Origin of the sequence: Nocardia sp. NPDC057440, from assembly GCF_042802915.1 — a bacterium.
Lineage (GTDB): Bacteria > Actinomycetota > Actinomycetes > Mycobacteriales > Mycobacteriaceae > Nocardia.
The window spans coordinates 47888-71431 of sequence record NZ_JBHVDF010000027.1; the positions used below are offsets into that span (position 1 = coordinate 47888).

Genomic DNA, 23544 nt, shown 5'->3' on the forward strand with positions numbered 1-23544 from the left:
GCCGAAGCGCACGCGACGAAGTCGCAAGTCTCGGCCGCTCGGAAGCGAGACCAAGGGGGCCGCGAACACGCAGCGCCGCAGGCGCTGCAAAGACAACACAGCTATCTGCGAGGTGACCGGGATTCCGGGTACACGTCGTCGTCGGTGAGCAGCGCGCTGCCCGCGACCTGGTCCTGGGCCAGGGCGTCGAGGAAGGAGCGGGCCCAGCGGTCTACGTCGTGGGCGAGGACCTGGCGGCGCAGCGAGCGCATGCGGCGGCGTTTGGTGTCGCGGTCGTCTTCCAGCGCGGAGCTGATGGCGTCCTTCACGCTGTCCAGGTCGTGCGGGTTGCACAGGTAGGACTGACGCAATTCGGCTGCGGCGCCGGTGAATTCGCTCAGTACGAGGGCCCCGTTGAGGCCGCTGTGGCAGGCCACGTACTCCTTGGCGACCAGGTTCATGCCGTCGCGCAGCGGGGTCACCAGCATGACGTCGGCGGCCACGAAGAAGGCGATGAGTTCGTCGCGGGGGATGGGCCGGTGCAGATAGTGCACCACCGGGTGGCCGACCTGGGAGAACTCGCCGTTGATCCGGCCGACCTGGCGCTCGATGTCGCCACGCATCTGGATGTAGCTCTCCACCCGCTCCCGGCTCGGTGTCGCCAGCTGCACCATGACCGTTTCCGCCGGATCGATCCGGCCCTCCACCAGCATCTCTTCCAACGCCCCCAGCCGGATATCGATGCCTTTGGTGTAGTCGAGCCGGTCGACGCCGAGCAGAATGTTCTTCGGGTTACCGAGCTCGGCGCGGATCTTCGCGGCACGTTCCCGCACCGACCTGCGCCGGGAATGCTCGTCGAGTTCGGCCGAGGCGATCGAAATCGGGAACGCGCCGACCCGGACCGTACGGAACCCGACCTGCACGACGCCGAGCTTGGAGCGCACGCCGACGGTCCCTCGGGACGTCGGCTGTCCGGCCAGCCGCCTGGCCAGGTACAGGAAGTTCTGCGCGCCGCCGGGTAGGTGGAAACCGATCAGATCGGCGCCGAGCAGACCGTCGATGATCTCGGCCCGCCACGGCATCTGCATGAACAACTCGACCGGCGGGAACGGGATGTGCAGGAAGAAGCCGATGGTCAGATCGGGGCGCAGCATGCGCAGCATCTTGGGCACCAGTTGCAGCTGGTAGTCCTGCACCCACACGGTCGCGCCCTCGGCGGCCACCTTCGCGGTCGCCTCAGCGAAACGACGGTTCACCTGCACGTACGCGGTCCACCAGCTGCGGTCGTAGACCGGCCGCACGATCACATCGTGGTAGAGCGGCCACAGCGTGCCATTGGAGAAGCCTTCGTAGTAGTCGGAGACCTCTTGGGCGGTCAGCGGCACCGGGTGCAGCTCGAGCCCGTCCTCGATAATCGGGTCGACATCGATATCGGGCACGCCCGCCCAGCCGACCCAGGACCCCTTGTTGTTGCGCAGCACCGGCTCCAACGCGGTGACCAGTCCGCCGGGACTGCGTTTCCAGCGGGTGGAGCCGTCGGGCAGCCGCTCCAAGTCGACAGGGAGTCGATTGGCGACGACGACGAAGCCGGAACCGGCGCCGTTCGTCTCGGCGCGCGCCGCGGCATCGGGCAATGGCTCTGGAAGGGCGTGTTCGGAGTCGTCGGACGGCTGGTCAGTCATCTGGTCCACTCACGCATCCTTTGCGCGTCGCTTTTCCCGCTGCAGTTATCGGTGGATCGACGGCGCCGTTGTCGTCGAGCTCGAGTTGGTCGACTCGGTCGCTACTCGCCTCGGCCGCTGGGTCCGATGCCGAGCATCGACAACAGCATCCGGCACTCGTCCGCGTCTTCCGCGTACGCGGCGACGACGCGCTGCGCCTGGCGGGCGGTCTCGTCGGCGAGTGGTTCCAGATCGTCGTCCGCGATGTCGTTCGCGCTGCCCTTCGCGGCCATCTTCTTGTCCTCCCGGCTCGGTACGCTCGTACGTGCGAGTAGTCAATGGTATCCGGACCTGGTGCGTGCGCGCCGCACCCGGATGCCTGTTCGCCCGGCCGGTGCGCCGCCAGGTCGGTCCCTATACCGTGGGGGCCCAGCACAACTCCACGAAAGGGTTCGAAGATGCCGTTGGCCACGGTGAACGGAATTTCCCTCAACTACCAGGTCAAGGGCGACCGAACCAAGGGAACGGACACGCCGGGATCGGCGCCGCTGGTCGTGATGATCATGGGGACGGGTAGCCCGGGAAGAGTCTGGGAACTGCATCAGGTTCCCGCGTTGGTCGCTGCCGGATACCGGGTGTGCACCTTCGACAACCGAGGTATCGCGCCGTCGTCGGAGGCCGCCGCCGGCATGACCATCGGCGAGCTGGCCGCCGACACCGCAGGACTCATCGAACTGCTCGGTGAGGGTCCCGCGCTGGTCGTCGGCACCTCGATGGGGGCGCGGGTGGCCCAGGAACTGGCGCTGGCCCGGCCCGATCTGGTGCGCAAGGCCGTGTTCATGGCCGGTCACGGACGCCTCGATCAATTTCAGAAGACGCTCTCGCTCGGCGAGCACGACCTGGACGCCAGCGGCGTGCAGCTGCCCGCGAAATACGAGGCCGCGGTGACCGCGGTGATGAACCTGTCGCCCGCGACCCTGGCCGACCCGAACGCTGCCCGCGACTGGCTGGACCTGTTCGAGTTCACCGGCGGTCCGGTGACGCCGGGTATCCGCGCGCAGCGCAAGATGGATCACGACTTCGACAGGGTGCAGGCCTATCGAGGGATCAAGGTGCCGTGTCTGTCGATCGGGTTCGCCGACGATCGGATGATCCCGCCCTATTTGTCACGTGAGGTCGCCGAGGTGATTCCGGGCGCGCGCTACCAGGAGATTCCCGATGCGGGCCATTACGGCTACCTCGAGCGCCCGGAGGCGGTCAACAAGATCCTGCTCGATTTCTTCGGTGCCTGAGGTAACCGCCAACACGTAACGTCTACCTTGCTAGGGTCGACACAACGCTCGGGGATCGTCCGACGCTCCAGCAGCGGCGGACGAGTCCACGAGTCGATCCCGTACATGCGCCAGTATCCAGTGAGGTGAAATTGAGCACCAATCCCTTCGATGACGAAGACGGCCGCTTCTTCGTCTTGGTCAACGACGAAGAGCAGCATTCGCTGTGGCCGGCCTTCGCGGAGGTTCCGGCCGGGTGGCGAGTCGTTTTCGGCGAGGACAGCCGCGCTGCCTGCGTCGAGTACGTCGAAAAGAATTGGACGGATATGCGTCCGAAGAGCCTGCGTGACGCGATGGCCACCGACGATGCGGCCCGACAGGGCGCCCAGTCCTGACCCGCCGCTAGATACTGCGCCGGGACGTTCGATCGAACCGCCGCTGCGTGGCACCGTAATCCGGTGTCACGCAGTCGGCGCGTCCGGTTATGATGATCACCGTTTTCCGCCTCCTTAGCTCAGTGGTAGAGCACTCGCCTTGTAAGCGAAAGGTCGTCAGTTCAATCCTGACAGGGGGCTCTTCCAGCCGCTGCGCGGCTGAGCTCAGTGGTTGAGGCTCGGTCGTTGTTGTTCCGGCCGCTACAACGAAAAGGGCGGTCACTGCGCATCTTTGCGCGGTGACCGCCCTTCGGCGTTTTCGTGGACGACGAGCTCAGTCCGGGACGTTTGCGCCGTGACCGAGGTCGCGCAGCGTCTGCTTGATCTTTGCCTGGGCCTCGTCGAGCGACTCGGGGGAGGGGTGGTGGTCGGCGCCGGAGATGTCGAAGTTGCCCATGGTGAATGCCGGGAAGACGTGCACGTGCAGGTGCGGTACTTCGAGGCCGGCGATGAGCAGACCGGCGCGCGGCGCGTCCCAAGCCTGGCGGACTGCTTGTCCGATCTTCTGGGCGACGCCGTTGAGGCGGGCGAAGATCTCGGCGTCGACGTCCTGCCACTGGTCGATTTCCTTGCGGGGCACCACGAGGGTGTGACCGGGGGTGATCGGGGCGATGGTGAGGAAACCGACGAATTCTTCGTCCTCCCACACGAATCGGCCAGGCAGCTGGCCGTCGATGATCGCACTGAAAACAGAAGCCATGCCCGCAGGCTACGCGCAGGCCCTCGGGTCGGCGCGGCCGTGTCGACGGCAGCTCGAGGTTGACACTGCTCCAAAACTGTGTCTAACATACACGTATCAGTTTCCATCGGACACAGTTTAGGAACGGCATGATCACCCTCGCGCTCGCCGCCACCGCCGCAATCTCCGCCGCCCCCGCCGGCCTACTCGGTCACCGCCAACTGCGTCGTCGCAACAATGCGAAGGCGCTGCGTATCGACACCCCCAACGGCATATCCGAAGCCGGCTTCGTGCGCATCGGCGGCATCGACCAGTGGATCGAGATCCGCGGCGAGGACCTGGCCAACCCGGTCCTGCTCGACCTGCACGGCGGTCCCGGCGCCACGAACACCTACTTCGCCAATCGGACCCAGGAGTGGGAGAAGCACTTCACCATCGTCCGCTGGGACCAGCGCGGCACCGGCAAGACGTTCGGTCGCGGCGACCAGGGCGAGGTGAGCTTCGACGGGCTGCTCGATGACGCACTGGAGGTCACCGACTACGCGCGGCGCAGGCTGCACACGGACAAGGTGGTGCTGCTCGGCAATTCCTTCGGATCGGTGCTCGGGCTTCGCCTTGCCCGCAACCATCCCGAGCGGTTCTCCGCATACGTCGGCACCGACCAGAACATCCTCGGCGGCGAGCGCGACGACAGCGTGTTCTCTGCGACCGTGCAGCGACTGCGCGACAACGGAAAGCGTTCCGACGCAGCGAAGCTGGAGCAGATCGGCGCGGACGAGACCAAGTGGTCGGCGGCGGACTGGGGCCTGCACGCCAAATTGAAGACCAGCTCCGACCCGTTCCTGGTCGAGATGCTGAAGAAGCTGATCCTCCCGTCGATGTGGTTCTCACCCCAGCACGGGTTGCGCGATCTCAAAGACGGCGCGACCGGCATGAAGTTCTCCGAGCAGCTCGGCGTCGAGTCGGTGCACTTCGATTCCTGGCGCGACGGAACGCGATTCGAGCTCCCGTTCTTCATCTTCCAGGGCGAACACGACACGCTGATGCCCGCCGATCGCGCCCGCCGCTACTTCGACGACGTGCAGGCCCCGCACAAGGAGTTCGCGCTGATCACCGACGCCACCCACTTCGCGTCGTTCTGGCAGCCCGCGCAATTCCTCGAGCTGCTGCTGACCCGGGTGCGGCCGGTGGTGACCGGTGGTCAGGCGCGGCTGTCCGCGTAGGCCTTTCCGTGTGCAGGGCGCTCACGCGACTCACACCGCGACGAAATGCGACAGGATGCCCTGCACCTCATAGATATCGACCTGGCGGTTGAACCGCTTCTGGATCGGCTCGTGCGAGCCGGAGATCCAGATGGCGAGTTCGGCATCCAGGTCGAAGGTGCCCGCGGTTTCCACCGAGAAGTGGGTGATCGCTCGGTAAGGGACGCTGTGGTAGCTCACTTTGCGGCCCGAGAGACCCTGTTTGTCGACCAGGATCAAGCGTCGGTTGGTGAACAGGATGGCGTCGCGCACAAGCAGATACGCGGCATAGATCTGTTCACCGTTGCCGAGAAGTTTCGCGTACTCCGTTTGTGCCTGGCCGGGATCGATACGCCCGGCATTGCCCATCAGTCCATCGATCAGACCCATCGTCAGCACGTCCTTTGCGCAGTCTGGGTGCGAGGTGCGGGCACAACCGGGCCCACACCGGTTCTCTCCCAACCATCATCCCTGGCTGTTTCACCGGCGGCGGGGAAGGCGACAACTGATGTCGTATGTTCACTCCGCCGACTACCGGTCGCGCGGGAATCGGCACACTTTAAGCTGATGGCCGTGCGCGTACTCGTCATCGGTTCCGGAGCCCGTGAACATGCCCTCGTCCTTGCGCTGCGCCGGGACCCCGCGGTGAGCGCGCTCTACGCGGCGCCAGGCAATGCGGGGATCGCCCAGCACGCCGAGATCCGCCCCGTCGATCCGAGCTCGGCGGAGGCGGTGGTGGCGCTGGCCACCGAGCTGTCGGCGGACCTCGTGGTGATCGGCCCCGAGGTGCCGCTGGTGCTCGGTGTCGCCGACGCGGTGCGCGCGGCGGGCATCGCCTGCTTCGGTCCCTCCGCCGCGGCCGCGCGGATCGAAGGCTCCAAGGCCTTCGCCAAGGACGTCATGTCGGCGGCGGGGGTGCGCACCGCGCACAGCGAGATCGTGGACACCCCGGCCGAACTCGACGCCGCGCTCGACCGCTTCGGCCCCACCTGGGTGGTGAAGGACGACGGACTGGCCGCAGGCAAGGGCGTTGTGGTCACCACGGACCGGCACGCGGCCCGCGACCACGGCGCCGAACTGCTCGAGAACGGTCATCCAGTGCTGCTGGAATCTTTCCTCGACGGGCCGGAAGTTTCGCTGTTCTGCCTGGTCGACGGTGAAACCGTGGTTCCGCTGCTGCCCGCGCAGGATCACAAGCGCGTCGGCGACGGCGACACCGGACCCAACACCGGCGGCATGGGGGCGTACACGCCGCTGCCGTGGCTGCCCGAGGAGACCGTCACCGAGATCGTGGAGGACGTGGTCAAGCCGGTCGCCGCCGAACTGGTGCGGCGCGGCTGCGCGTTCTCCGGCCTGCTCTACGCGGGGCTTGCGATCGGTGCGGCAGGCCCCGCCGTGGTGGAATTCAACTGCCGCTTCGGTGACCCCGAGACGCAGGCGGTGCTCGCACTGCTGGAGAGCCCGCTGGCCGAGCTGCTGAACGCCACCGCCACCGGCACCCTTGCCGATGTCGACGCGCCGCGCTGGCGGGACGGTTCCGCCATCACCGTGGTGGTCGCCGCCGAAAACTACCCGGGCCGCCCGCGCATCGGGGACGTCATCACCGGCGCGGGAGACGGCACTCGTTACGACTCCACGGTCCTGCACGCGGGCACCGCGCAGCGCGAGGACGGCGCCCTGGTCTCCGCGGGCGGCCGGGTCCTCAGCGTCGTCGGCGTCGGCGCGGATCTGTCGGAGGCCCGCGCGCACGCCTACGAGCGCGTCGCCTCGATCAAACTCCCCGGCAGCCACTACCGCACCGACATCGGCCTGGCCGCGGTCGAGGACCGGATCACGGTCTGAGGCGAGTTATCCGAAGGTGAGGCCGTGGACGCCCAGCCATTGCTGGGGGTCCACGTGCGTGCCGCCGAGGATGACCTCGAAGTGCAGGTGTGGACCAGAAGAATCGCCGCGGTTGCCCATGCGCGCGATCTGCATGCCCGCCGGTACGCGCTCGCCGACGGACACGAAGAAGTCGTACATGTGCCCGTAGACCGTGATGGTGCCGTCGTCGTGCCGGATGCGCACCCATAGCCCGAAGCCCTGAGCCGGGCCCGCGTCGATGACGGTGCCGTTGGCGACGGCGTAGATCGGCGTGCCGATCGGTCCCGCGATATCGATGCCGTTGTGGAAGGTGCCCCAGCGAGAACCGAATCCGGAAGTGAAGACGCCTCGGGCCGGCAACACGAAGCCGGTGCTGCCCGGCACGATCGAGCCGGGATACACCGGCGCGCTGCTGGTCATCCACGGCTGCTGTTCCCCGGCCACCGCGGCGGCGGCCTCGGCCTTGGCGCGTTCGAGGGTGCTGCGCGTGGCGGCGGCGACCACCGCCTGCTCGCGGAGTAGCTCGCCGTTGGCGATTGCGTTGAGGTACCTGCGCGCCGACGGCGGGGTCGACTGCACCTGCTGTGGATAGGCGAAGGCGACGCGTTGCGCTTCGCCCTGATCGGGAACCCGGTCGATGACGCCCCAGGTGAACGACGAATCGGCGGCGGCGAACAGCGCGGTCGCGCAGAGACCGGCGATCAGGATCCGATGTTTGCGCACGAGCGCGCGGTAGTCGGGCTCCAGTCGCTGTTGCCAGAGCTTGCGCAGGTCGGGCCGCGGTCGCTGCCGCAGGTTGTGCAGTTCGCGCTCGGCGCGCGCGATCAGGGCGCTGACGTCACGGTGCGGGCGTTCCTGCGGCTTGACACGCCAATCCCGCGGAATGACCCCGATGCCACCCACTCCACGTATGCGTTCCAGCCCAGCGCGGCGAGCTTTGTCAAGCATTGAGCCGACCATAGCCTGATCGCGCGCCCGGACAGGGCCGACCGCGTGCCGACACACCTCGATCGGGGAAGCGGTGCGCCCCTGATCGACCTCCGGAGTCGGTCGCGCCCGAAAAAAGGCGGGCGTCAGCGAGGCGTCGTCTGGCTCGACCATCTACCGTCTGACGGGTGCCAAGAGAATCTCGCCGGTCGACCATTCCACCTTTTTACGTGATGGATGTCTGGAAAGCCGCCGCGGAGCGCGCCAGATCGCACGGTGATGTGCTGGTGCTCGCGGCGGGGCAGCCTTCGACGCCGGCGCCCGCCCCGGTGCTACGCGCGACGAAGGAAGCGATCGATTCCGAATTGCTCGGCTACACAGAGACTTTCGGGATTCTGCCGTTGCGGGAGGCGATCGCTGAGCACCACCGCGACACCTGTGGTTACCAGGTCGACGCCGACGACGTGGTGGTGACGACCGGTTCCTCCGGCGCGTTCACCCTCATTTTCCTCGCCGCCTTCGACCCCGGCGACACCGTCGTGGTGGCCCGTCCCGGCTATCCGGCCTACCGAAACACCTTGGCGGCGCTCGGTTGCCGCGTTGTCGAGCTCGATTGCCGCGCCGGGACCAGGTTCCAGCCGACCGTGGCGATGCTGGAGGCGCTGCCGGAGCCGCCCGCGGGCTTGGTGGTCGCGAGCCCGGCCAATCCGACCGGCACCATGATCGATCCGGCGGAACTCGCCGCCCTGGCTCGCTGGTGCGACGCGCACGGAACGCTGTTGATCTCCGACGAGATCTACCACGGCATCACCTACGCGGGCGATAGCGCGGGCACCTCCTCGGCGTGGGAGACCTCCCGCGAATCGGTGGTCATCGGCTCGGTGTCGAAGTACTTCTCGATGACCGGCTGGCGATTGGGCTGGATGCTGGCGCCCAGCGGTTTACGACCCGCGTTGCAGCGGCTCGCCTCGAATATGACGGTGTGCCCGCCCGCGATTTCGCAGTACGCGGCGCTGCACGCGTTCGGCGCGGAGGCGAAGGCCGAGCTCGACGGGCATGTCCGGCGCTACGCGGTGAACCGGCGGCTGCTGCTGGACGGTCTGGCCGAACTCGGCATCACCGACCTGGCGCCTGCCGACGGCGCTTTTTACGCCTATGCCGATATCGGCCACCTCACCGACGATGCCAGGAAGTGGTGCGCGGACGTGCTCGACCACACCGGTGTCGCGCTCGCGCCGGGCCTCGACTTCGACACCGTCGCAGGACATCGGACCGTGCGCTTCTCGTTTGCCGGAGCCACCGCGGACATCGAGGCGGCGCTGGTCCGGCTCGGTCACTATCTGCGTGGCTGATCCTCGTGTCCGGCAATGAGTTTGCACAGTTCGTCACCCCGAAGGCCCAGATGCGGTAAAACAACGATGGCTGGGTTTCCTCTCTGATTTCGCACGGATGAACTGATGACGACTGGCACGATGGCACGGTGATAACCGCGACGACCCCGAAAGGCGAACGGCGTCGCCAGGCTCTGGTAGCCGCCGCCGCCGAGTTGTTACTCGAAGGCGGATTCGATGCGGTGCGGCATCGCTCTGTTGCGACGCGTGCCGACCTTCCGTTGGCGTCGACCACGTACTACTTCGAGTCGCTCGATGATCTGATCGCGCGGGCGGTCGAATTCAGCGGCAACGCGGAGCTGGACGCGATGCGGCACCGGGTCGGCGACGTCAGCCACCGGCGGCGCGGCGCCGAGGCGACGGTCGACCTGGTACTCGATCTCCTGGTGGGGACCGACGGCAACGACGAAGACGCCCGCGGGCAGCTGATCGCGCGATACGAGCGTTCGGTGGCCTCGGCGCGGCACCCGGAATTGCGGGAGGTCCAGCTACGACTAAGGGCGCAACTGGACGAGCTGCTCGCCGATGTGCTTCGCCGGTCCGATCGAATGGTGCGGCCGGAGCAATTGCGCAGGCTGGTGGCTGTCGTCGACGGCGCGGTGGTGGCCGCGTTGAGCGAATTGGACCCGGAGCCAAGGCGAATGGCGCGTGGCGCGCTGCTCGAGGTGATCGATATCGTCGCGCCGGCTACACCGCAGCAGATCGATAGGTTCCGGGCACTAGACTGACAAGACGTGAGAGAGCGCAGCGAACGAGCCATGGGAACAGCGCCCTGGCTGACCACGGAGCCGAGCGTCAGCGAGGCGGAGTCGTGAGAGAGCGTAGCGAACGAGCCACATGTGCAGCGCCCTGGCTGACGACGGAGCCGAGCGTCAGCGAGGCGCAGTCGTGAGCCTCGTCCCTAATGTCCTCGCCACTCGATACGCCAGTCCGCAGCTGGTGCATCTCTGGTCGCCCGAGAACAAGATCGTGCTCGAACGGCGGCTGTGGCTGGAGGTGTTGCGGGCCCAGTCGGACCTCGGCATCGAGCTGCCGCCCGGCGTGATCGCCGATTACGAGCGGGTGATCGACCAGGTCGACCTCGCCGCTATCGCCGAGCGTGAGCGGGTCACCCGCCACGACGTGAAGGCCCGCATCGAGGAATTCAACGCGCTGGCCGGGCACGAGCACGTGCACAAGGGCATGACGAGCCGCGATCTCACCGAGAACGTCGAGCAGCTGCAGATCCGGCTCTCCCTCGAGCATGTGCACGCGCACGGCGTCGCCATCGTGGCCCGGCTGGCCGAGCGCGCCGCCGAGTATCAGGCGCTGGTGATGGCGGGCCGGTCGCATAATGTCGCGGCGCAGGCCACCACGCTCGGTAAGCGTTTCGCTTCCGCGGCCGACGAGCTGCTGATCGCGCTGACCCGGTTGCGCGAACTCATCGAGCGGTATCCGCTGCGCGGCATCAAGGGCCCGATGGGCACCGCACAGGACATGCTCGACTTGCTCGGCGGCGATCCGGCCAAGCTGGCGAAACTGGAGCAGCAGGTGGCCGGGCATCTCGGCTTCGCGACTGTGCTGACAAGCGTCGGCCAGGTGTACCCGCGTTCGCTCGACCACGACGTGCTTTCGGCGCTGGTGCAGGTTGGTGCGGGTCCGTCGTCGTTCGCGCACACCATCCGCCTGATGGCGGGCCATGAGCTGGTCACCGAGGGCTTCCAGCCCGGCCAGGTGGGCAGCTCGGCGATGCCGCACAAGATGAACACTCGCTCCTGCGAGCGCGTCAACGGCCTGCAGGTGGTGCTGCGTGGTTACGCGTCGATGGCCGCTGAGCTGGCGGGCGCGCAGTGGAACGAGGGCGACGTCTTCTGTTCGGTGGTTCGTCGCGTCGCGCTGCCGGATGCCTTCTTCGCGATCGACGGCATGATGGAGACCTTCCTCACCGTGCTGGCCGAATTCGGCGCCTACCCGGCCGTCGTCTCTCGTGAACTCGACCGCTACCTGCCCTTCCTGGCCACCACCCGGATGCTGATCGCGGCGGTCCGGGCCGGTGTCGGCCGCGAGACCGCACACGAGGTGATCAAGGAACACGCGGTCGCCGTCGCCCTTGCGATGCGTGAACAGGGGCGCGAGCCCGACCTCCTCGACCGCCTCGCGGCCGATGACCGCTTCCCCCTCGACCGCCCGGCGCTCGATGTGGCCCTCGCCGATAAGTCGGCCTTCATCGGCGCCGCCGAAGCCCAGGTCTCCGATGTGATCGCCCAGGTGCAGAAGCTCGTCGACTCCTACCCGGAAGCAGCGCGCTACACGCCGTCTCCGATCCTCTGACCGCTGACGCTCCCGCCGATCACGCCGGTCGGCGGGAGCCGGGCAGCGTGCCCGCGTGCGCTCGTTAAGGTGCCGTGTGGACCCTTACACGATTTTTGCCGACATCATCGACGGGCGGGCGCCCGCGAGCACGGTGTACGAAGACGACGATGTGCTGGCGTTTATGGATATTCGGCCGATGACGCCGGGGCATCTGCTCGTGGTGCCGAAGGTGGCCGCCCGCAGTCTCGCGGAGCTGGATCCGGCGCTCGGCGGGAAGTTGTTCCAGGTGGGGCAGCAGTTGGCGGCGGCGCTGCGGGCGTCGGAAGTGGGCTGCGACGGAGTGAACTTTTTTCTGGCCGACGGGGTGACCGCGGGCCAGGAGGTGTTCCATGTGCACCTGCATGTGATCCCGCGCACGCCTGGTGACGGCTTCGGCCTGCGTGGCAGGCCGACCAGCCCGAAACGGGCCGACCTCGATTATCTGGCCGGGTCTATTCGCGGCGCGCTCGGGCGGATTGCACCAGCGTCGTAAGCGCTGTGTGGGCGGCGGGTGGCGAATCGACCCGCCGCGCGACCCGGTGTCGGTTCGGTCCGAAACGCGGTATTCGCGAAAGTACGTTTCGACCGGGTGATTGCTGAAGAAACGCCTGAATGTCATTCTCCTCCACGGCGGCTATCGGTGAGTTACGTTGAAAAGCCAGGTGTGGTGTGCCGATGGAGGCGGGACATGCGACAAAAATTTGTTGCTGCGGCGGTGCTGTCTTTTTCACTCGGTGTGCTCGGACCCCTCGTGTCGTTGCCTACGCAGGCCGCGGCCGCCCAGGTGGTCAGGATCGATGACCTCGGTCCGACCAAGTCGGCGGTGTTCATCGACTCGCCGTCGATGGGCAAGATCATCCAAGTGCAGGTGCTGCACCCGATGGGCGGCGGCGCACGCCCTTCGTACTACCTGCTCGACGGCCTGGATCCCGGTGTCGCGCAGAGCACCTGGACCAATGCGACCGATGCCGAGAGCTTCTTCGCGAGCAAGGATGTCAACGTAGTGCTCCCGGTGGGCGGCCAGGCCAGCTACTACACCGACTGGCAGCAGGACGACCCGCGGTTCGGCCGCTACCGGTGGGAGACCTTCCTGACCGAGGAGCTGCCGCCGATCATCGACGCCCGCTTCGGCGGCAACGGTGTGAACGCGATCGGCGGCCTGTCCATGGGCGGCAACGCGGCCTTCATCCTCGCGGCCCGCAATCCCGAGCTCTATCGCGCGGTCGCGGGCTACAGCGCCTGCCCGGACACCGGTCTTGCCCAGGCCGCGATGCTGTTCTCGATTGCCAACCGCGGCGGCGACCCGATGCGGATGTGGGGCTTGCCGGGCGGCCCCGCCTGGTCCGAGCACGATCCGGCGCTGCTGGCCGAGCGGCTGCGCGGCAAGACGATCTACCTGTCCACCGGCACCGGAATCCCCGGCCCCTACGAGAACGAGTTCAAGCCGCAGTTGGCCGAGAACATCTTCCTCGGTGGCCCGGTGGAGGTCGGCGTCAACGCCTGCACGGTCTCGTTCGAACAGCGTTTGCGCCTCTTGGGCATCCCCGTGCACGTCGACTACCGCCCCAACGGCACCCACTCCTGGTCCTACTGGGAGGACACCCTGCACGCCTCGTGGCCGACCATCGGCCCGGCAATCGGGGCCTGAGCCGTAGCGCGAGCAGCAGCACCGCGGCGACGACGCCGTCCCCTCCGGAACCCCTCGGCTCGCTCATGACAGCATGCTCATCCCCACGGCTCGGCAGCGCACCGACGGGACTGCCGAGGGGCTTGTGTGATTCCGCGCCGCGATGTCCCGTTCGAGCGGTGTGCTGTTGGTGGTCTACCGGGGGCTGTCAGGGCCTGCGGGCGGGCGGATGGCGCGGGCGATGGCGATGATCACGCCGGCTGCGGCCAGGACCGCGGCGCCAAGGAGGATGGGGCCCGCGGGCAGGCCGAGGATCTGCACGTCTTCGGTGCGGTGGATCACCCTGTGGTAGCCGTGGTCGGTCGGGGCGGCCTCGAAGGTGAAATCGGTGGTGATGGCGGTGGGCTCGGCGATGGAGATCGAGAATTCGGTCAGGTAGTCGTGACCGTTGTCCGCCAGCTGTTTCAAGGCGGGGTCACCGATGTCGGTGATTCGCCCCGCGAAGCCGACGCTGCTGGATTGGCTGCCCGCGTCGGCGTCCGTGCGTTGGAGACGATGGTTGCTCAGCAGGTAAAGCCGCACGGACTGGGGGTGTTTCGCGGCACCGGACATCCGCATCGGGTAGACGAAGCGGTCGGAATCGAAGGTCAGCCGAACGGGGTCGAGCGTGCCGTTGAGCGGCTCATCGCTGGTGAGTCGCAGCGCGACGAACGACCAGCCCTCCCGCAGATACGGTTCCAGTGTCGCGGTCACCTCGGGTCGCATCTCGTAGCCGTTGTCGCTCAGCCATCGTCGTATGCCATCCAATTCGCCGCCGGACAGGGTGGTCGCCTCCAGCGGGCCGAGTCGAACCTGGTCGAGCACTGTGGGACCGTCGCCGGGCGTGGCCTGCGAGCCGACGGCGGCGCCGTCGGACGACGACCCCGAGCCGAACCATCGACGATCGGTGACGACCACGGGTGCGGTCGATCGCCGCAGTTCGGCAAAGGTCTCGGCCGAGCCTGCCGCGACCGTGGCCGGAGTCGGCGTCGGGACGATCAGCGCGGCGTTGCCGGAGTCGGCGTGCATCGCCAGCTGCAGGAGAATCGACTCGGATCGCCCGTCCCACGCGGCCAGCGCGATCTCGTTGCCCACCGACGCGGTCTCGTCGCGCGCACTGGCCACGCCGCCGCACGCGCACGCGGAAGCCGGTGCGGCCACGCCGATTCCGGTGCAGGCCAGCAGCGCCGCCGCGACCGTGGCGAGCCGGACGGCAATGGTGAGGCGCATGGTCGCGAGCCTACTGGGAGTGCGGGCGTCGACGCCCGATAAAACAGACCGCTCATGGCGGAGTTGCCCCGCCAACACGCCGACGCAGGGGTACGCCGCTACGGTGGATCCCATGGCTCTCGACACAGGTACCGGAACGATCCCTAACCCCGACGGCGGCGGGTCGGCGGTGGTGACGGCGCCGATCGCCAAGGCGGTCCCGACCGAGCGGGTGCACCATGGCGACACCTTCGTCGACGAGTACGAGTGGCTGCGGGACAAGGAGAACCCCGAGGTCATCGCGTACCTGGAGGCGGAGAATGCCTACACCGAGGCGCGGACCGCGCATCTGCAGCCGCTGCGGGAGAAGATTTTCGACGAGATCAAGGCGCGCACCCAGGAGACCGATCTTTCGGTGCCGACGCGGATGGGCGAGTACTGGTATTACTCGCGCAGCTTCGAGGGCAAGCAGTACGGCGTGCACTGCCGCTGTCCCATTGATGCCGACGCCGAGGGGATCGACGCATGGACGCCGCCGCAGCTGGAGGTGGGCACCGAGATCCCCGGCGAGCAGATTCTGCTCGATAGCAATGAGCAGGCCGAGGGCCACGATTTCTTCGCGCTCGGCGCGTTCTCACTGAGCCATGACGGCAATCTGCTCGCCTACTCGGTCGACACCGCCGGTGACGAGCGGTACGTGCTGCGATTCAAGGACCTCCGTACCGGCGAGTTGCTCGCCGACGAGATCACGGGGACCGCGCCCGGTGCGACCTGGTCGCTGGACGGCTCGCACATCTTCTATCAAACGGTCGACGAATCGTGGCGGCCCGACACGGTGTGGCGCCACCACCTCGGCACCGCAACCGACGCCGACGTGCAGGTGTTCCACGAGCCCGACGAGCGCTACTGGGTGAGCATCGGCGCCACCCGCTCGGAGAAGTACCTGATGATCTGGGTCGGCTCCAAGATCACCACCGAGGGCTGGGTGCTGGAATCCGACAATCCCGAGGGCGAATTCCGCGTCATCCTGCCGCGCCGCGAGGGCGTCGAGTACTCCGCCGAGCATGCGGTGGTCGGCGGCGAGGACCGCTTCCTGATCCTGCACAACGATGTCGTCGACGGCGTGAAGGCGGAGAACTTCGTGCTCGCCGACGCGCCGGTGGCCGAGCCGTCGAACATGACCCTGCTGATCGGGCATCGTGACGACGTGCGGATCGAGGACATCGACTGCTTCGCTGATCACCTGGTCCTCAGCTACCGTCGTGAGGCGCTGACCAGGGTGGCCGTCTGGCCGCTGACCGAAGCCGGGTACGGCGAGCGCCGCGAGCTCGAGTTCGATCTCGAGCTCTTCGCGGTCGGCTCGGGCGCCAACCCCGAGTGGGAGCAGCCGACGCTGCGGATCGGCCTCACCTCGTTCATCACGCCGCTGCAGGTGTTCGACTACGTGCCTGCCACCGGTCAGCTGTTGCTGCGCAAGGAACAGCCGGTGCTCGGCGGATACGACCCGAACGACTATGAGCAGCATCGTGATTGGGCGCTCGCCGCCGACGGCACCCGGATTCCGATCTCGTTGGTGTGGAAGAAGGGTATCGACACCTCCACGCCGAAACCATTGCTGCTCTACGGTTACGGCTCCTACGAGGCCAGCATCGACCCGTCGTTCTCGGTCTCGCGGCTGTCCATGCTCGATCGCGGCATGATGTTCGCGGTCGCCCACGTGCGCGGCGGCGGTGAGATGGGCAGGCTCTGGTACGAGAACGGCAAGACGCTCACCAAGAAGAACACCTTCACCGATTTCGTCTCTTGCGCACGGCATCTCATCGATACCGGGGTTACCTCGGCTGAGGTGATGGTCGGTGATGGCGGCAGCGCGGGCGGCCTGCTGATGGGCGCGGTGGCGAACCTGGCGCCGGAGCTGTTCGCCGGCATCCTCGCGAACGTTCCGTTCGTCGATCCGCTCACCTCCATCCTGGACCCGTCCCTGCCGCTGACCGTGATCGAGTGGGACGAGTGGGGTAATCCCTTGGCGGACAAGGACGTCTACGACTACATGAAGTCCTACGCGCCCTATGAGAATGTCGTGGCCGCCGACTATCCGGCCATCCTGGCCGTCACCAGCCTCAACGACACCCGCGTGCTGTACGTGGAACCGGCCAAGTGGGTAGCCAAGCTGCGCGCCACCAAGACCGGCGACGCCCCGCTGCTGCTGAAGACCGAGATGAGCGCGGGCCACGGCGGGGTCAGCGGCCGCTACGAGAAGTGGAAGGAAGTCGCGTTCGAATACGCCTGGATGCTCGACATCGTCGGACTGGCCGACGCGTAGCCGAGTCCCGGCTACTCGGCAGGCTTCGATATCAGGAGCTTGCCGAGTAGCGCGGTGAGCTGAGCACGCTCGGCGGGGGTCAGCGCCGCGAAGGTTTCGTCCAGGTGGGCCGGGATGGCCGCCTCCGCCGCGCGCAGCCGGTCGTGGCCCGCGTCGGTGACGGTGACGGCATAGGAGCGGCGGTCGCGCGGGTTGCGCTCGCGGCGTACGTAACCCGACTTCTCCAGGTCGTCGCACACGTTGACCATCACGCTGCGATCTATCCGCAGTTCCTCGCTGAGCGTCTGCTGCGAGCAGGCTCCGACCGCGGCGAGCATCTTCAGCACCAAGTGCTGACCTACGCCGAGGCCGTGGGCGTTCGCGTGGATTTCGCCGGCTCGGGCGACGGTGGTCGAGGCGCGGCACAGCGCGATATCGAGCCGCTCGGCGGCGAGTCGCGGGAAGTAGGTCGGCTTGGCGTTCTGGTCGGTTGTCGGCATGGTCCCCTCACTGTGGCTGCGCCGAGCCTAGCATTATTCATCTGCACTCCAATCGTTTGACAGCAGATTATCTTCAGGAATACGGTCTGATCGTCTGCTCACAGACGAATTCGGCCCGAGGAGTGTGTGATGACCCTGGATATGACCCCGGATGAGCTGCTGTCCACAACCCGCGCGGTGCGCAAACGGCTCGACTTCGACCGCCCGGTGCCGCGCAGGCTGATCGAGGAGTGCGTCGACCTCGCGACACAGGCCCCCACGGGCCGCAATCGGCAGCGCTGGCATTTCGTGGTCGTCACCGACAAGGCGAAGCGCCGGGCGGTGGGCGACATCTTCCGCCGCGCGCTGACCCGCGGGGCCGGACAGCCGTTGACCGCCGACGACATGCGCCGCATGAACTTCGCCCCCGGCTCGACCGCGGCCGTTTTCGACGGTCTGCGCTACCTCGCCGACAACATCCATCGGGTGCCCGCGATTGTGATCCCGGCCATCGAAGGCCGCACCGACCGCGCACCGGTCGACATCCAGGCGGGCACCTGGGGATCGATCCTGCCCGCCGTGTGGAGCTTCATGCTCGCGGCCCGCGCTCGCGGCCTCGGCACCACGTGGACCACTGCGCAGGGCCCGCTGGAACGTGAACTCGCCGAGGCACTCGGCATTCCCTACGACAAGGTGATGCTCGCGGCCTTCATACCGCTGGCCTACACCCTCGGCACCGACTTCAAGCCCGCCGTGCGGGTGCCCCGCGCCGAAGTGCTGCACTGGGACCGCTGGTAGTCGGCAAGAGCGTGACGGTGTGTTCGTCGCGAGGTCATCCGTGCTGCACGCTCAGTACATCTGGCCAGGGCATCGTGGGTTCATGAACGCTCAGTTGATCGTGTCCGTGTCGGGGATCAGGGACACCACCCGAGATGCCGCGATCGAGTTCGGCGCGGAGATGGATCGGCGCGGTGTGCCGATGTCGCTGCTGGTCGCCCCGCGACTCAAGGGGCGGTATCGGCTGGTCGACGATCCGGCGACGCAGGCATGGCTGCGCGGTCGTCGCGCACGGGGCGACGCGATCGTGCTGCACGGTTACGACCAGGCGGCGACCAAGCGTCGCAGGGCCGAGTTCGCCACCCTGCCGCGTCACGAGGCGCGGTTGCGGCTCACCGCGGCGGATCGGGTGATGGAGCAGGTGGAGCTGCGCACCAGGCTGTTCGCCGCGCCGCGGTGGGACGCTTCGGCCGGGGCCATCGAGGCGCTGCCGGAGGTCGGGTTCCGGCTCGCGCTCGGGCTGACCTCGATGCTCGATCTGGAACGCAACGTGGCGCAGAAAGCGCGTGTGTACGGCATCGGCGAGGGCTTCCGCGCCGAGCCGTGGTGGTGTCGCGCGCTGGTGATGGGTGCCGCCCGCACCGCGCGCCGTGGTGGCGTGCTGCGGCTGGCCGTCTCAGCCGCCCAGCTCGGCCGCTCGGGTCCGCGCCAGGCCATTCTCGACGCGGTCGATCTCGCACTGCTGCACGGTGCGGTCGGCGACGTCTATCGCTGGGAATCGTTCACCGCCGCAAGGGCGGCGTGAATCGGATAGACGCGGGCGACGGCCTCAGCCGCGGTCGCCCGCGGCACGGCCGGGTGAGTGGTGTGGTCGGCACCGCCCCGCGAAGCGCCGCCGCCCGTATGGCGTAACCGGGCGGCGGCGCGCGGCGGAATTATGTCGTCGCGGTCGTCGTCACGACTTCGCTTTGGCCGGGGTCGCCTTCTTGTCCGGTACCGCCGCCGTCGCCGTGTGCGTGAAGCCGCCTGCCTCCGCCTTGGTGAGCGGCGTTGTCAGCGGATGCCGCACCAGCTGGTTCATGCCGCGGATGACGTCCGACAGCAGCATTTCCGCCATATCGATGGTGAATCCGTGCCGAATAAGGGCGCGCATGATGGTTTCGTTCTCGCGATCGGCGGGCAGCGGGTAAGCGGCGATCAACCAGCCGCGGGTGCGCAGCCGATCCGACAGGTCGTAGAGATTGAAGCCTTGGTCCGCTTCGTCTTTCAGCCGCCACGACACCGCGGCGATGCCGTGTTGCGGATTGCCCGCGTGGATCATTTCGAAGGGGCCGAGCTCGCGCAGGCCCGCCGCCAAGTGCTTTGCCACGTGGTAGATCTGGGCCTGCACCCGGGTGTAGCCGATGCGGCCGAGCCGGATGAACTCGTAGTACTGGGTGATCACCTGCCCGCCGGGGCGGGAGAAGTTGAGGTTGAAGGTGGCCATACTGCCGCCGAGGTAATCGACATTGAAGATCAGCTCCGGCGGCAGGTCGGCGGCCTCGCGCCAGATCGCCCAACCGGAGCCGAGCGGGGCCAGGCCGGTTTTGTGGCCGGAGGCGTTGATCGACTTCACCCTGGGCAACCGGAAGTCCCAGATCAGATCCGGTGCAGTGAACGGCGCGAGGAAACCGCCGCTCGCGGCGTCCACGTGGATGGGAATGTTCATGTCGCTGACCCGCTGCAGCTGGTCGAGGGCCTTGGCGATCCCCTCGACGTCCTCGTACAGCGCGGTGAAGGTCTGGCCGAAGGTCGCCACCACCATGATGGTGTTCTCGTCGCAGTAGGCGGCCACATCGTCGGGATGCATGGTCAGGCGATCACCGCGCAGCGGGATCTGCCGGATTTCGACGTCGAAGTAGCGGGCGAACTTCTCCCAGCACACCTGCACCGGACCGCAGACGAAGTTGGGCGTACCGGTGCCGCCCCGCTTCCGCCAGCGAACCTTGGCGGCCAGGCCGCCGAGCATCGCGGCCTCGCTGGAGCCGGTGGTCGAGGTGCCGTGCGTGCCCGCCGGATCGGGGGAGTGCCACAGGTCGGCGACCATCCGCACGCAGCGGCGCTCGAGTTCGGCCGTCTGCGGGTACTCGTCCTTGTCGACAATGTTCTTGTCCAGGGATTCGGCCATCAACCTGCGTGCCTGGTCGTCCACCCAGGTGGTGCAGAAGGTCGCCAGATTCATCCGGGAGACGCCGTCGAGCATGAGTTCGTCGTGCACGATTTCGTAGGCGACCTGGGGGAAGAGCTCCAGCGCCGGGAACCCGGATTTCGGCGCGGTTCTGCTGAGGCCGGGCAGCGCGAAAAGGTCGTCGGGATCAGGGGTGTCGGACATCGAAAATGGCCTCCCGAGTAGCGGCTCGCTTGATGTTTGCCATGCGATGGATAACAGTGTCGATGAATCGAAACTGATTGCCGTAGCTGCATATTCATCGAAACATTTATGGATGCCAACCGTTTACTATGCACACCATGGACTATCAGCATGTCATAACGCACGTGATGTCTGATACAAAATCGAGCATCGGTTCCGGCCAGGTCGCCGACTACATTCCCGATCTTGTGAAAGCCGATCCGAATCAGTTCGGCTTCACCATTGCCACCGTCGACGGGCAGGTCTACAGCGTGGGGGAGGTGCACACGCCCTTCGCCATCGAGAGTATTTCCAAGGTCTTCGCGCTAGCTCTGGTGCTCAGCAGGAAGGAAACGCCGATCTGGCAGCGGGTGCGCCGCGAGCCGTCCGGCACCCCGTTCAACTCGCTCATCGAGCTGGAGATGGAGAACGGCATCCCGCGCAACCCGTACACCGACCCCGGCGCCATCGTGGTCGCCGACCAGTTACTGCACGACACCGGCAACGGCATCGAGGCGATGCGCACTCTGTTGCGCGCGGAAACCGGCGATGCGGATCTGAGCGTCGACTGCGTGACGGTCGAATCCGAGGAAGGCGCAGGAGACCGCAACCGGGCGATGGCCTATCTGATGGCCAGTTTCGGCAACATGATCAATCCGGTGGAGCGGGCTCTCGACCACTATTTCCGGCAATGCTCGATCACCATCACCTGCGAGCAGCTCGCCAAGGCCGGCCTGCTCGTCGCGCGGCACGGGCTGCGCGAGGACGGCTCCCGGCTGCTGCACCGCGCCGATGCCAGGCATCTCGTCGCGCTCATGACCACGTGCGGAACCTACGACGCCGCAGGGGAATTCGCGTACCGGATCGGCCTGCCGTGCCAGAGCGGTGTCGGCGGCGGCATCCTGTCCACCGTGCCCGGCAAATGCTCGGTCGTCGCGTGGGGGCCCGGTTTGGACGCGAAGGGCAATTCGGTGGCGGGCGCGGCCGCCATGGCGTCCTTCGCCAGGACGACCGGCTTCTCGGTGTTCTGACCGCCCGATGCGCTCGCCGCGTTGATCGAGCTGCTTGCCCCAGCGAGAGCGTGGATCCCAGCGAAATCGAGCACCTGGCCTTGGCCGAAGCCCTCTTCCCCGGCGTGAGACCTACAGCTCGGCAGTGTCCTCGGGCTGGATCACCCTGAATTCGGTATCGGCGGGACGCATTTCGGCGAACCTGCCGAAGAAGATGCCCTGCGCTTCGGGCACGACGATGCCGTAGTGGATGGGAAAGGCGGTGCGCGGACCGACCGCGCGCAGATAGTCGACGGCCTCGCTGATTCGCATCCACGGCGCGACGGCGGGCAGGGCGAGCACACCGACCGGCGCCGGCGGCACCCACAGCGAGTCGCCCGGATGGACGAGCTGTGCGGGGTCGTCGGGCGTGCCGAGCTGGAACACGGTGTTGTCGATCACCGGGATTTCCGGGTGGATCACCGCGTGCCTGCCACCGCCACCGGTGATCTGTAGATCGCCGAGCGCCAGCACGTTGCCCGCGTGCACCGCTTCCCACGGTGCGCCGCGCTGCTTCGCGGTCTGCGGATCGGCCAGCAGCCGCGCGCCCGGATTGGCCTCGACCAGGGCGTCGATCCGGAGTGGATCGATGTGATCGGGGTGCTGATGCGTGACCGCGATCGCGTCGAGTCCGGTGATGCCTTCGAAGCCGTGCGCGAAGGTACCGGGATCGAACAGCACCTTTTTGCCGTGCAGTTCGACGAGAATGCAGGAATGGCCGAAGTGGGCTATACGCATGTGGCCAGGCTATTGGCACCCTGCCGGTTGGCTATTAGCACCCCGCCGGTTGGCTATTGGCATCGCGCCGATTCCGAGCCGACCCCGAAGGCGGCTCGGACGCCTCGGACAACTACGCTGCACAGGTAACACCCCAATACCACCTGAGGAGCAACGCGTGGCACGAGTCGTGGTCGAGGTGATGCCGAAGGCCGAGATCCTGGATCCGCAGGGGCAGGCAATCGTCGGCGCGCTCCCGCGTCTGGGATTCGCTGGAGTCTCGGATGTGCGGCAGGGCAAGCGATTCGAACTCGACATCGACGACAGTGTCAGCGATGCGGAGCTCGAACAGATCGCTGAGGCGCTGCTCGCCAACACCGTGATCGAGGAATGGAAGGTCGTCCGCGTCTCATGACTGCGCGCATCGGGGTCATCACGTTTCCCGGCACGCTCGACGACGTCGACGCGGCGCGTGCGGTGCGGCTGGCAGGCGCGGAAGCGGTCAGCCTGTGGCACGCCGACGCCGACCTGAAGCAGGTCGACGCGGTCGTCGTGCCAGGCGGCTTCTCCTACGGCGACTACCTGCGCGCGGGCGCCATCGCCCGGTTCGCGCCGGTGATGGGCGAGGTCATCCGGGCCGCGGGCCGCGGCCTGCCGGTGCTCGGCATCTGCAACGGCTTCCAGGTGCTGTGTGAGGCCGGCCTGCTGCCCGGCGCACTGACCCGCAACGAGGGCCTGCATTTCATCTGCCGCGACGAATGGCTGCGGGTGGAATCGGCCGATACCGCGTGGACCTCACGGTACGAGGCGGGCGCGCAGATCCTCGTCCCGCTGAAGTCCGGTGAGGGTCGCTTCCAGGCGTCCACCGCCGTGCTCGACGAGCTCGAGGGCGAAGGTCGCGTGGTATTCCGCTACGCGGGCGCCAACCCGAACGGCTCGCAGCGCGGCATCGCGGGCATCGCCTCGGCCAACGGCCGAGTCGTCGGCCTCATGCCCCACCCCGAGCACGCCACCGAGCCGTTGACCGGCCCGAGCGACGACGGCCTCGGGCTCTTCCTTTCCGTCCTGGACACCCTGGTCGCTGTGTAGTTTTGGCAGCGCCTGCGGCGCTGCGTGTTCGCGGCCCCCTTGGTCTCGCTTCCGAGCCGTCGAGACTTGCGCCTTCGGCGCGTGCGCTTC

24 protein-coding genes and 1 tRNA gene are annotated in these 23544 nt (G+C 67.2%); 16 read left to right on the forward strand and 9 right to left on the reverse strand.

What is annotated here, in order from left to right; all coding sequences use genetic code 11:
• Window positions 1-101: 101 nt before the first annotated feature.
• Together ACFU4Z_RS34385 and ACFU4Z_RS34390 are read right to left on the reverse strand one after the other, a co-directional pair.
• Window positions 102-1661 (reverse strand): trehalose-6-phosphate synthase, encoded by a 1560-nt coding sequence (locus ACFU4Z_RS34385; RefSeq protein WP_379072014.1) that lies wholly within the window; start codon window positions 1659-1661, stop codon window positions 102-104.
• A gap of 101 nt (window positions 1662-1762) precedes the next feature.
• The gene (locus ACFU4Z_RS34390) at window positions 1763-1933 is read right to left on the reverse strand and encodes a hypothetical protein (RefSeq protein ID WP_379071943.1); all 171 of its coding nucleotides are present in this window, start codon (window positions 1931-1933) and stop codon (window positions 1763-1765) included.
• 165 nt (window positions 1934-2098) lie between these two features.
• On the opposite strand from ACFU4Z_RS34390, the gene ACFU4Z_RS34395 reads away from it, so the two are divergent.
• From ACFU4Z_RS34395 to ACFU4Z_RS34405, 3 genes are all read left to right on the forward strand, one after another.
• Entirely contained in the window at window positions 2099-2932 is an 834-nt protein-coding gene (locus ACFU4Z_RS34395; RefSeq protein ID WP_379071946.1) for an alpha/beta fold hydrolase, read from the forward strand.
• 131 nt (window positions 2933-3063) lie between these two features.
• Window positions 3064-3306, forward strand: coding sequence for an MbtH family protein (locus tag ACFU4Z_RS34400; protein ID WP_379072017.1), 243 nt, complete (start codon window positions 3064-3066; stop codon window positions 3304-3306).
• A gap of 108 nt (window positions 3307-3414) precedes the next feature.
• A tRNA-Thr gene (locus ACFU4Z_RS34405) sits at window positions 3415-3486 on the forward strand.
• Between the two features lie 133 nt (window positions 3487-3619).
• On the opposite strand, the gene ACFU4Z_RS34410 is transcribed toward ACFU4Z_RS34405, so the two are convergent.
• Complete coding sequence (locus ACFU4Z_RS34410; RefSeq protein ID WP_379071948.1) at window positions 3620-4045, reverse strand: HIT family protein; 426 nt, start codon at window positions 4043-4045, stop codon at window positions 3620-3622.
• 128 nt (window positions 4046-4173) lie between these two features.
• Between ACFU4Z_RS34410 and ACFU4Z_RS34415 the strand changes: the two genes are divergently transcribed.
• Window positions 4174-5247 carry an alpha/beta fold hydrolase gene (locus ACFU4Z_RS34415; protein ID WP_379071951.1) on the forward strand — a complete coding sequence of 358 codons (1074 nt, stop codon included), beginning with the start codon at window positions 4174-4176 and terminating at the stop codon, window positions 5245-5247.
• 30 nt (window positions 5248-5277) lie between these two features.
• On the opposite strand, the gene ACFU4Z_RS34420 is transcribed toward ACFU4Z_RS34415, so the two are convergent.
• Window positions 5278-5655: a PH domain-containing protein gene (locus tag ACFU4Z_RS34420; protein WP_328408737.1), complete on the reverse strand. Its 378-nt coding sequence runs from the start codon at window positions 5653-5655 to the stop codon at window positions 5278-5280.
• Window positions 5656-5838: 183 nt separating this feature from the next.
• Here ACFU4Z_RS34420 and purD point away from each other — a divergent pair, with 183 nt between their 5' ends.
• Window positions 5839-7107: a phosphoribosylamine--glycine ligase gene (gene purD, locus ACFU4Z_RS34425; protein ID WP_379072020.1), complete on the forward strand. Its 1269-nt coding sequence runs from the start codon at window positions 5839-5841 to the stop codon at window positions 7105-7107.
• Between the two features lie 6 nt (window positions 7108-7113).
• On the opposite strand, the gene ACFU4Z_RS34430 is transcribed toward purD, so the two are convergent.
• A complete protein-coding gene (locus tag ACFU4Z_RS34430; RefSeq protein ID WP_379071954.1) occupies window positions 7114-8076 on the reverse strand; it encodes a M23 family metallopeptidase in 963 nt (320 codons plus the stop codon).
• Window positions 8077-8243: 167 nt separating this feature from the next.
• On the opposite strand from ACFU4Z_RS34430, the gene ACFU4Z_RS34435 reads away from it, so the two are divergent.
• The 5 genes from ACFU4Z_RS34435 to ACFU4Z_RS34455 all read left to right on the forward strand — a co-directional run bounded on the left by ACFU4Z_RS34435 (window position 8244) and on the right by ACFU4Z_RS34455 (window position 13425).
• The gene (locus ACFU4Z_RS34435) at window positions 8244-9407 is read left to right on the forward strand and encodes a pyridoxal phosphate-dependent aminotransferase (protein WP_379071957.1); all 1164 of its coding nucleotides are present in this window, start codon (window positions 8244-8246) and stop codon (window positions 9405-9407) included.
• A gap of 128 nt (window positions 9408-9535) precedes the next feature.
• A complete protein-coding gene (locus ACFU4Z_RS34440) occupies window positions 9536-10174 on the forward strand; it encodes a TetR/AcrR family transcriptional regulator (protein WP_379071960.1) in 639 nt (212 codons plus the stop codon).
• A gap of 160 nt (window positions 10175-10334) precedes the next feature.
• Entirely contained in the window at window positions 10335-11756 is a 1422-nt protein-coding gene (gene purB / locus ACFU4Z_RS34445) for an adenylosuccinate lyase (RefSeq protein ID WP_379071963.1), read from the forward strand.
• A gap of 76 nt (window positions 11757-11832) precedes the next feature.
• Window positions 11833-12270, forward strand: a complete 438-nt coding sequence (locus tag ACFU4Z_RS34450; protein WP_379071965.1) for an HIT family protein — start codon at window positions 11833-11835, stop codon at window positions 12268-12270.
• A gap of 195 nt (window positions 12271-12465) precedes the next feature.
• Entirely contained in the window at window positions 12466-13425 is a 960-nt protein-coding gene (locus tag ACFU4Z_RS34455; RefSeq protein WP_379071968.1) for an alpha/beta hydrolase, read from the forward strand.
• A gap of 174 nt (window positions 13426-13599) precedes the next feature.
• On the opposite strand, the gene ACFU4Z_RS34460 is transcribed toward ACFU4Z_RS34455, so the two are convergent.
• Window positions 13600-14673: a DUF2330 domain-containing protein gene (locus ACFU4Z_RS34460; protein ID WP_379071971.1), complete on the reverse strand. Its 1074-nt coding sequence runs from the start codon at window positions 14671-14673 to the stop codon at window positions 13600-13602.
• 112 nt (window positions 14674-14785) lie between these two features.
• On the opposite strand from ACFU4Z_RS34460, the gene ACFU4Z_RS34465 reads away from it, so the two are divergent.
• On the forward strand, window positions 14786-16975 hold the full coding sequence (locus ACFU4Z_RS34465) for a S9 family peptidase (protein WP_379071974.1): 2190 nt from the start codon (window positions 14786-14788) through the stop codon (window positions 16973-16975).
• An 11-nt stretch (window positions 16976-16986) separates the two neighbouring features.
• Here ACFU4Z_RS34465 and ACFU4Z_RS34470 read toward each other — a convergent pair whose 3' ends face one another.
• Window positions 16987-17454 (reverse strand): MarR family winged helix-turn-helix transcriptional regulator, encoded by a 468-nt coding sequence (locus ACFU4Z_RS34470; protein ID WP_379071977.1) that lies wholly within the window; start codon window positions 17452-17454, stop codon window positions 16987-16989.
• Window positions 17455-17580: 126 nt separating this feature from the next.
• On the opposite strand from ACFU4Z_RS34470, the gene ACFU4Z_RS34475 reads away from it, so the two are divergent.
• Entirely contained in the window at window positions 17581-18231 is a 651-nt protein-coding gene (locus ACFU4Z_RS34475) for a nitroreductase family protein (protein WP_379071980.1), read from the forward strand.
• An 82-nt stretch (window positions 18232-18313) separates the two neighbouring features.
• Window positions 18314-19015, forward strand: a complete 702-nt coding sequence (locus ACFU4Z_RS34480; protein ID WP_379071983.1) for a DUF2334 domain-containing protein — start codon at window positions 18314-18316, stop codon at window positions 19013-19015.
• A gap of 150 nt (window positions 19016-19165) precedes the next feature.
• Here ACFU4Z_RS34480 and ACFU4Z_RS34485 read toward each other — a convergent pair whose 3' ends face one another.
• Window positions 19166-20581, reverse strand: a complete 1416-nt coding sequence (locus ACFU4Z_RS34485) for a glutamate decarboxylase (protein WP_379071986.1) — start codon at window positions 20579-20581, stop codon at window positions 19166-19168.
• 137 nt (window positions 20582-20718) lie between these two features.
• On the opposite strand from ACFU4Z_RS34485, the gene ACFU4Z_RS34490 reads away from it, so the two are divergent.
• Entirely contained in the window at window positions 20719-21630 is a 912-nt protein-coding gene (locus ACFU4Z_RS34490; protein ID WP_379071989.1) for a glutaminase, read from the forward strand.
• Window positions 21631-21741: 111 nt separating this feature from the next.
• On the opposite strand, the gene ACFU4Z_RS34495 is transcribed toward ACFU4Z_RS34490, so the two are convergent.
• A complete protein-coding gene (locus ACFU4Z_RS34495; protein WP_379071991.1) occupies window positions 21742-22386 on the reverse strand; it encodes an MBL fold metallo-hydrolase in 645 nt (214 codons plus the stop codon).
• Between the two features lie 157 nt (window positions 22387-22543).
• Between ACFU4Z_RS34495 and purS the strand changes: the two genes are divergently transcribed.
• Together purS and purQ are read left to right on the forward strand one after the other, a co-directional pair.
• A complete protein-coding gene (gene purS / locus ACFU4Z_RS34500; RefSeq protein WP_328408768.1) occupies window positions 22544-22780 on the forward strand; it encodes a phosphoribosylformylglycinamidine synthase subunit PurS in 237 nt (78 codons plus the stop codon).
• Complete coding sequence (gene purQ, locus ACFU4Z_RS34505; protein WP_366530356.1) at window positions 22777-23454, forward strand: phosphoribosylformylglycinamidine synthase subunit PurQ; 678 nt, start codon at window positions 22777-22779, stop codon at window positions 23452-23454. Before purS ends, purQ begins: the two co-directional genes overlap by 4 nt.
• The last annotated feature ends 90 nt before the right edge of the window (window positions 23455-23544 follow it).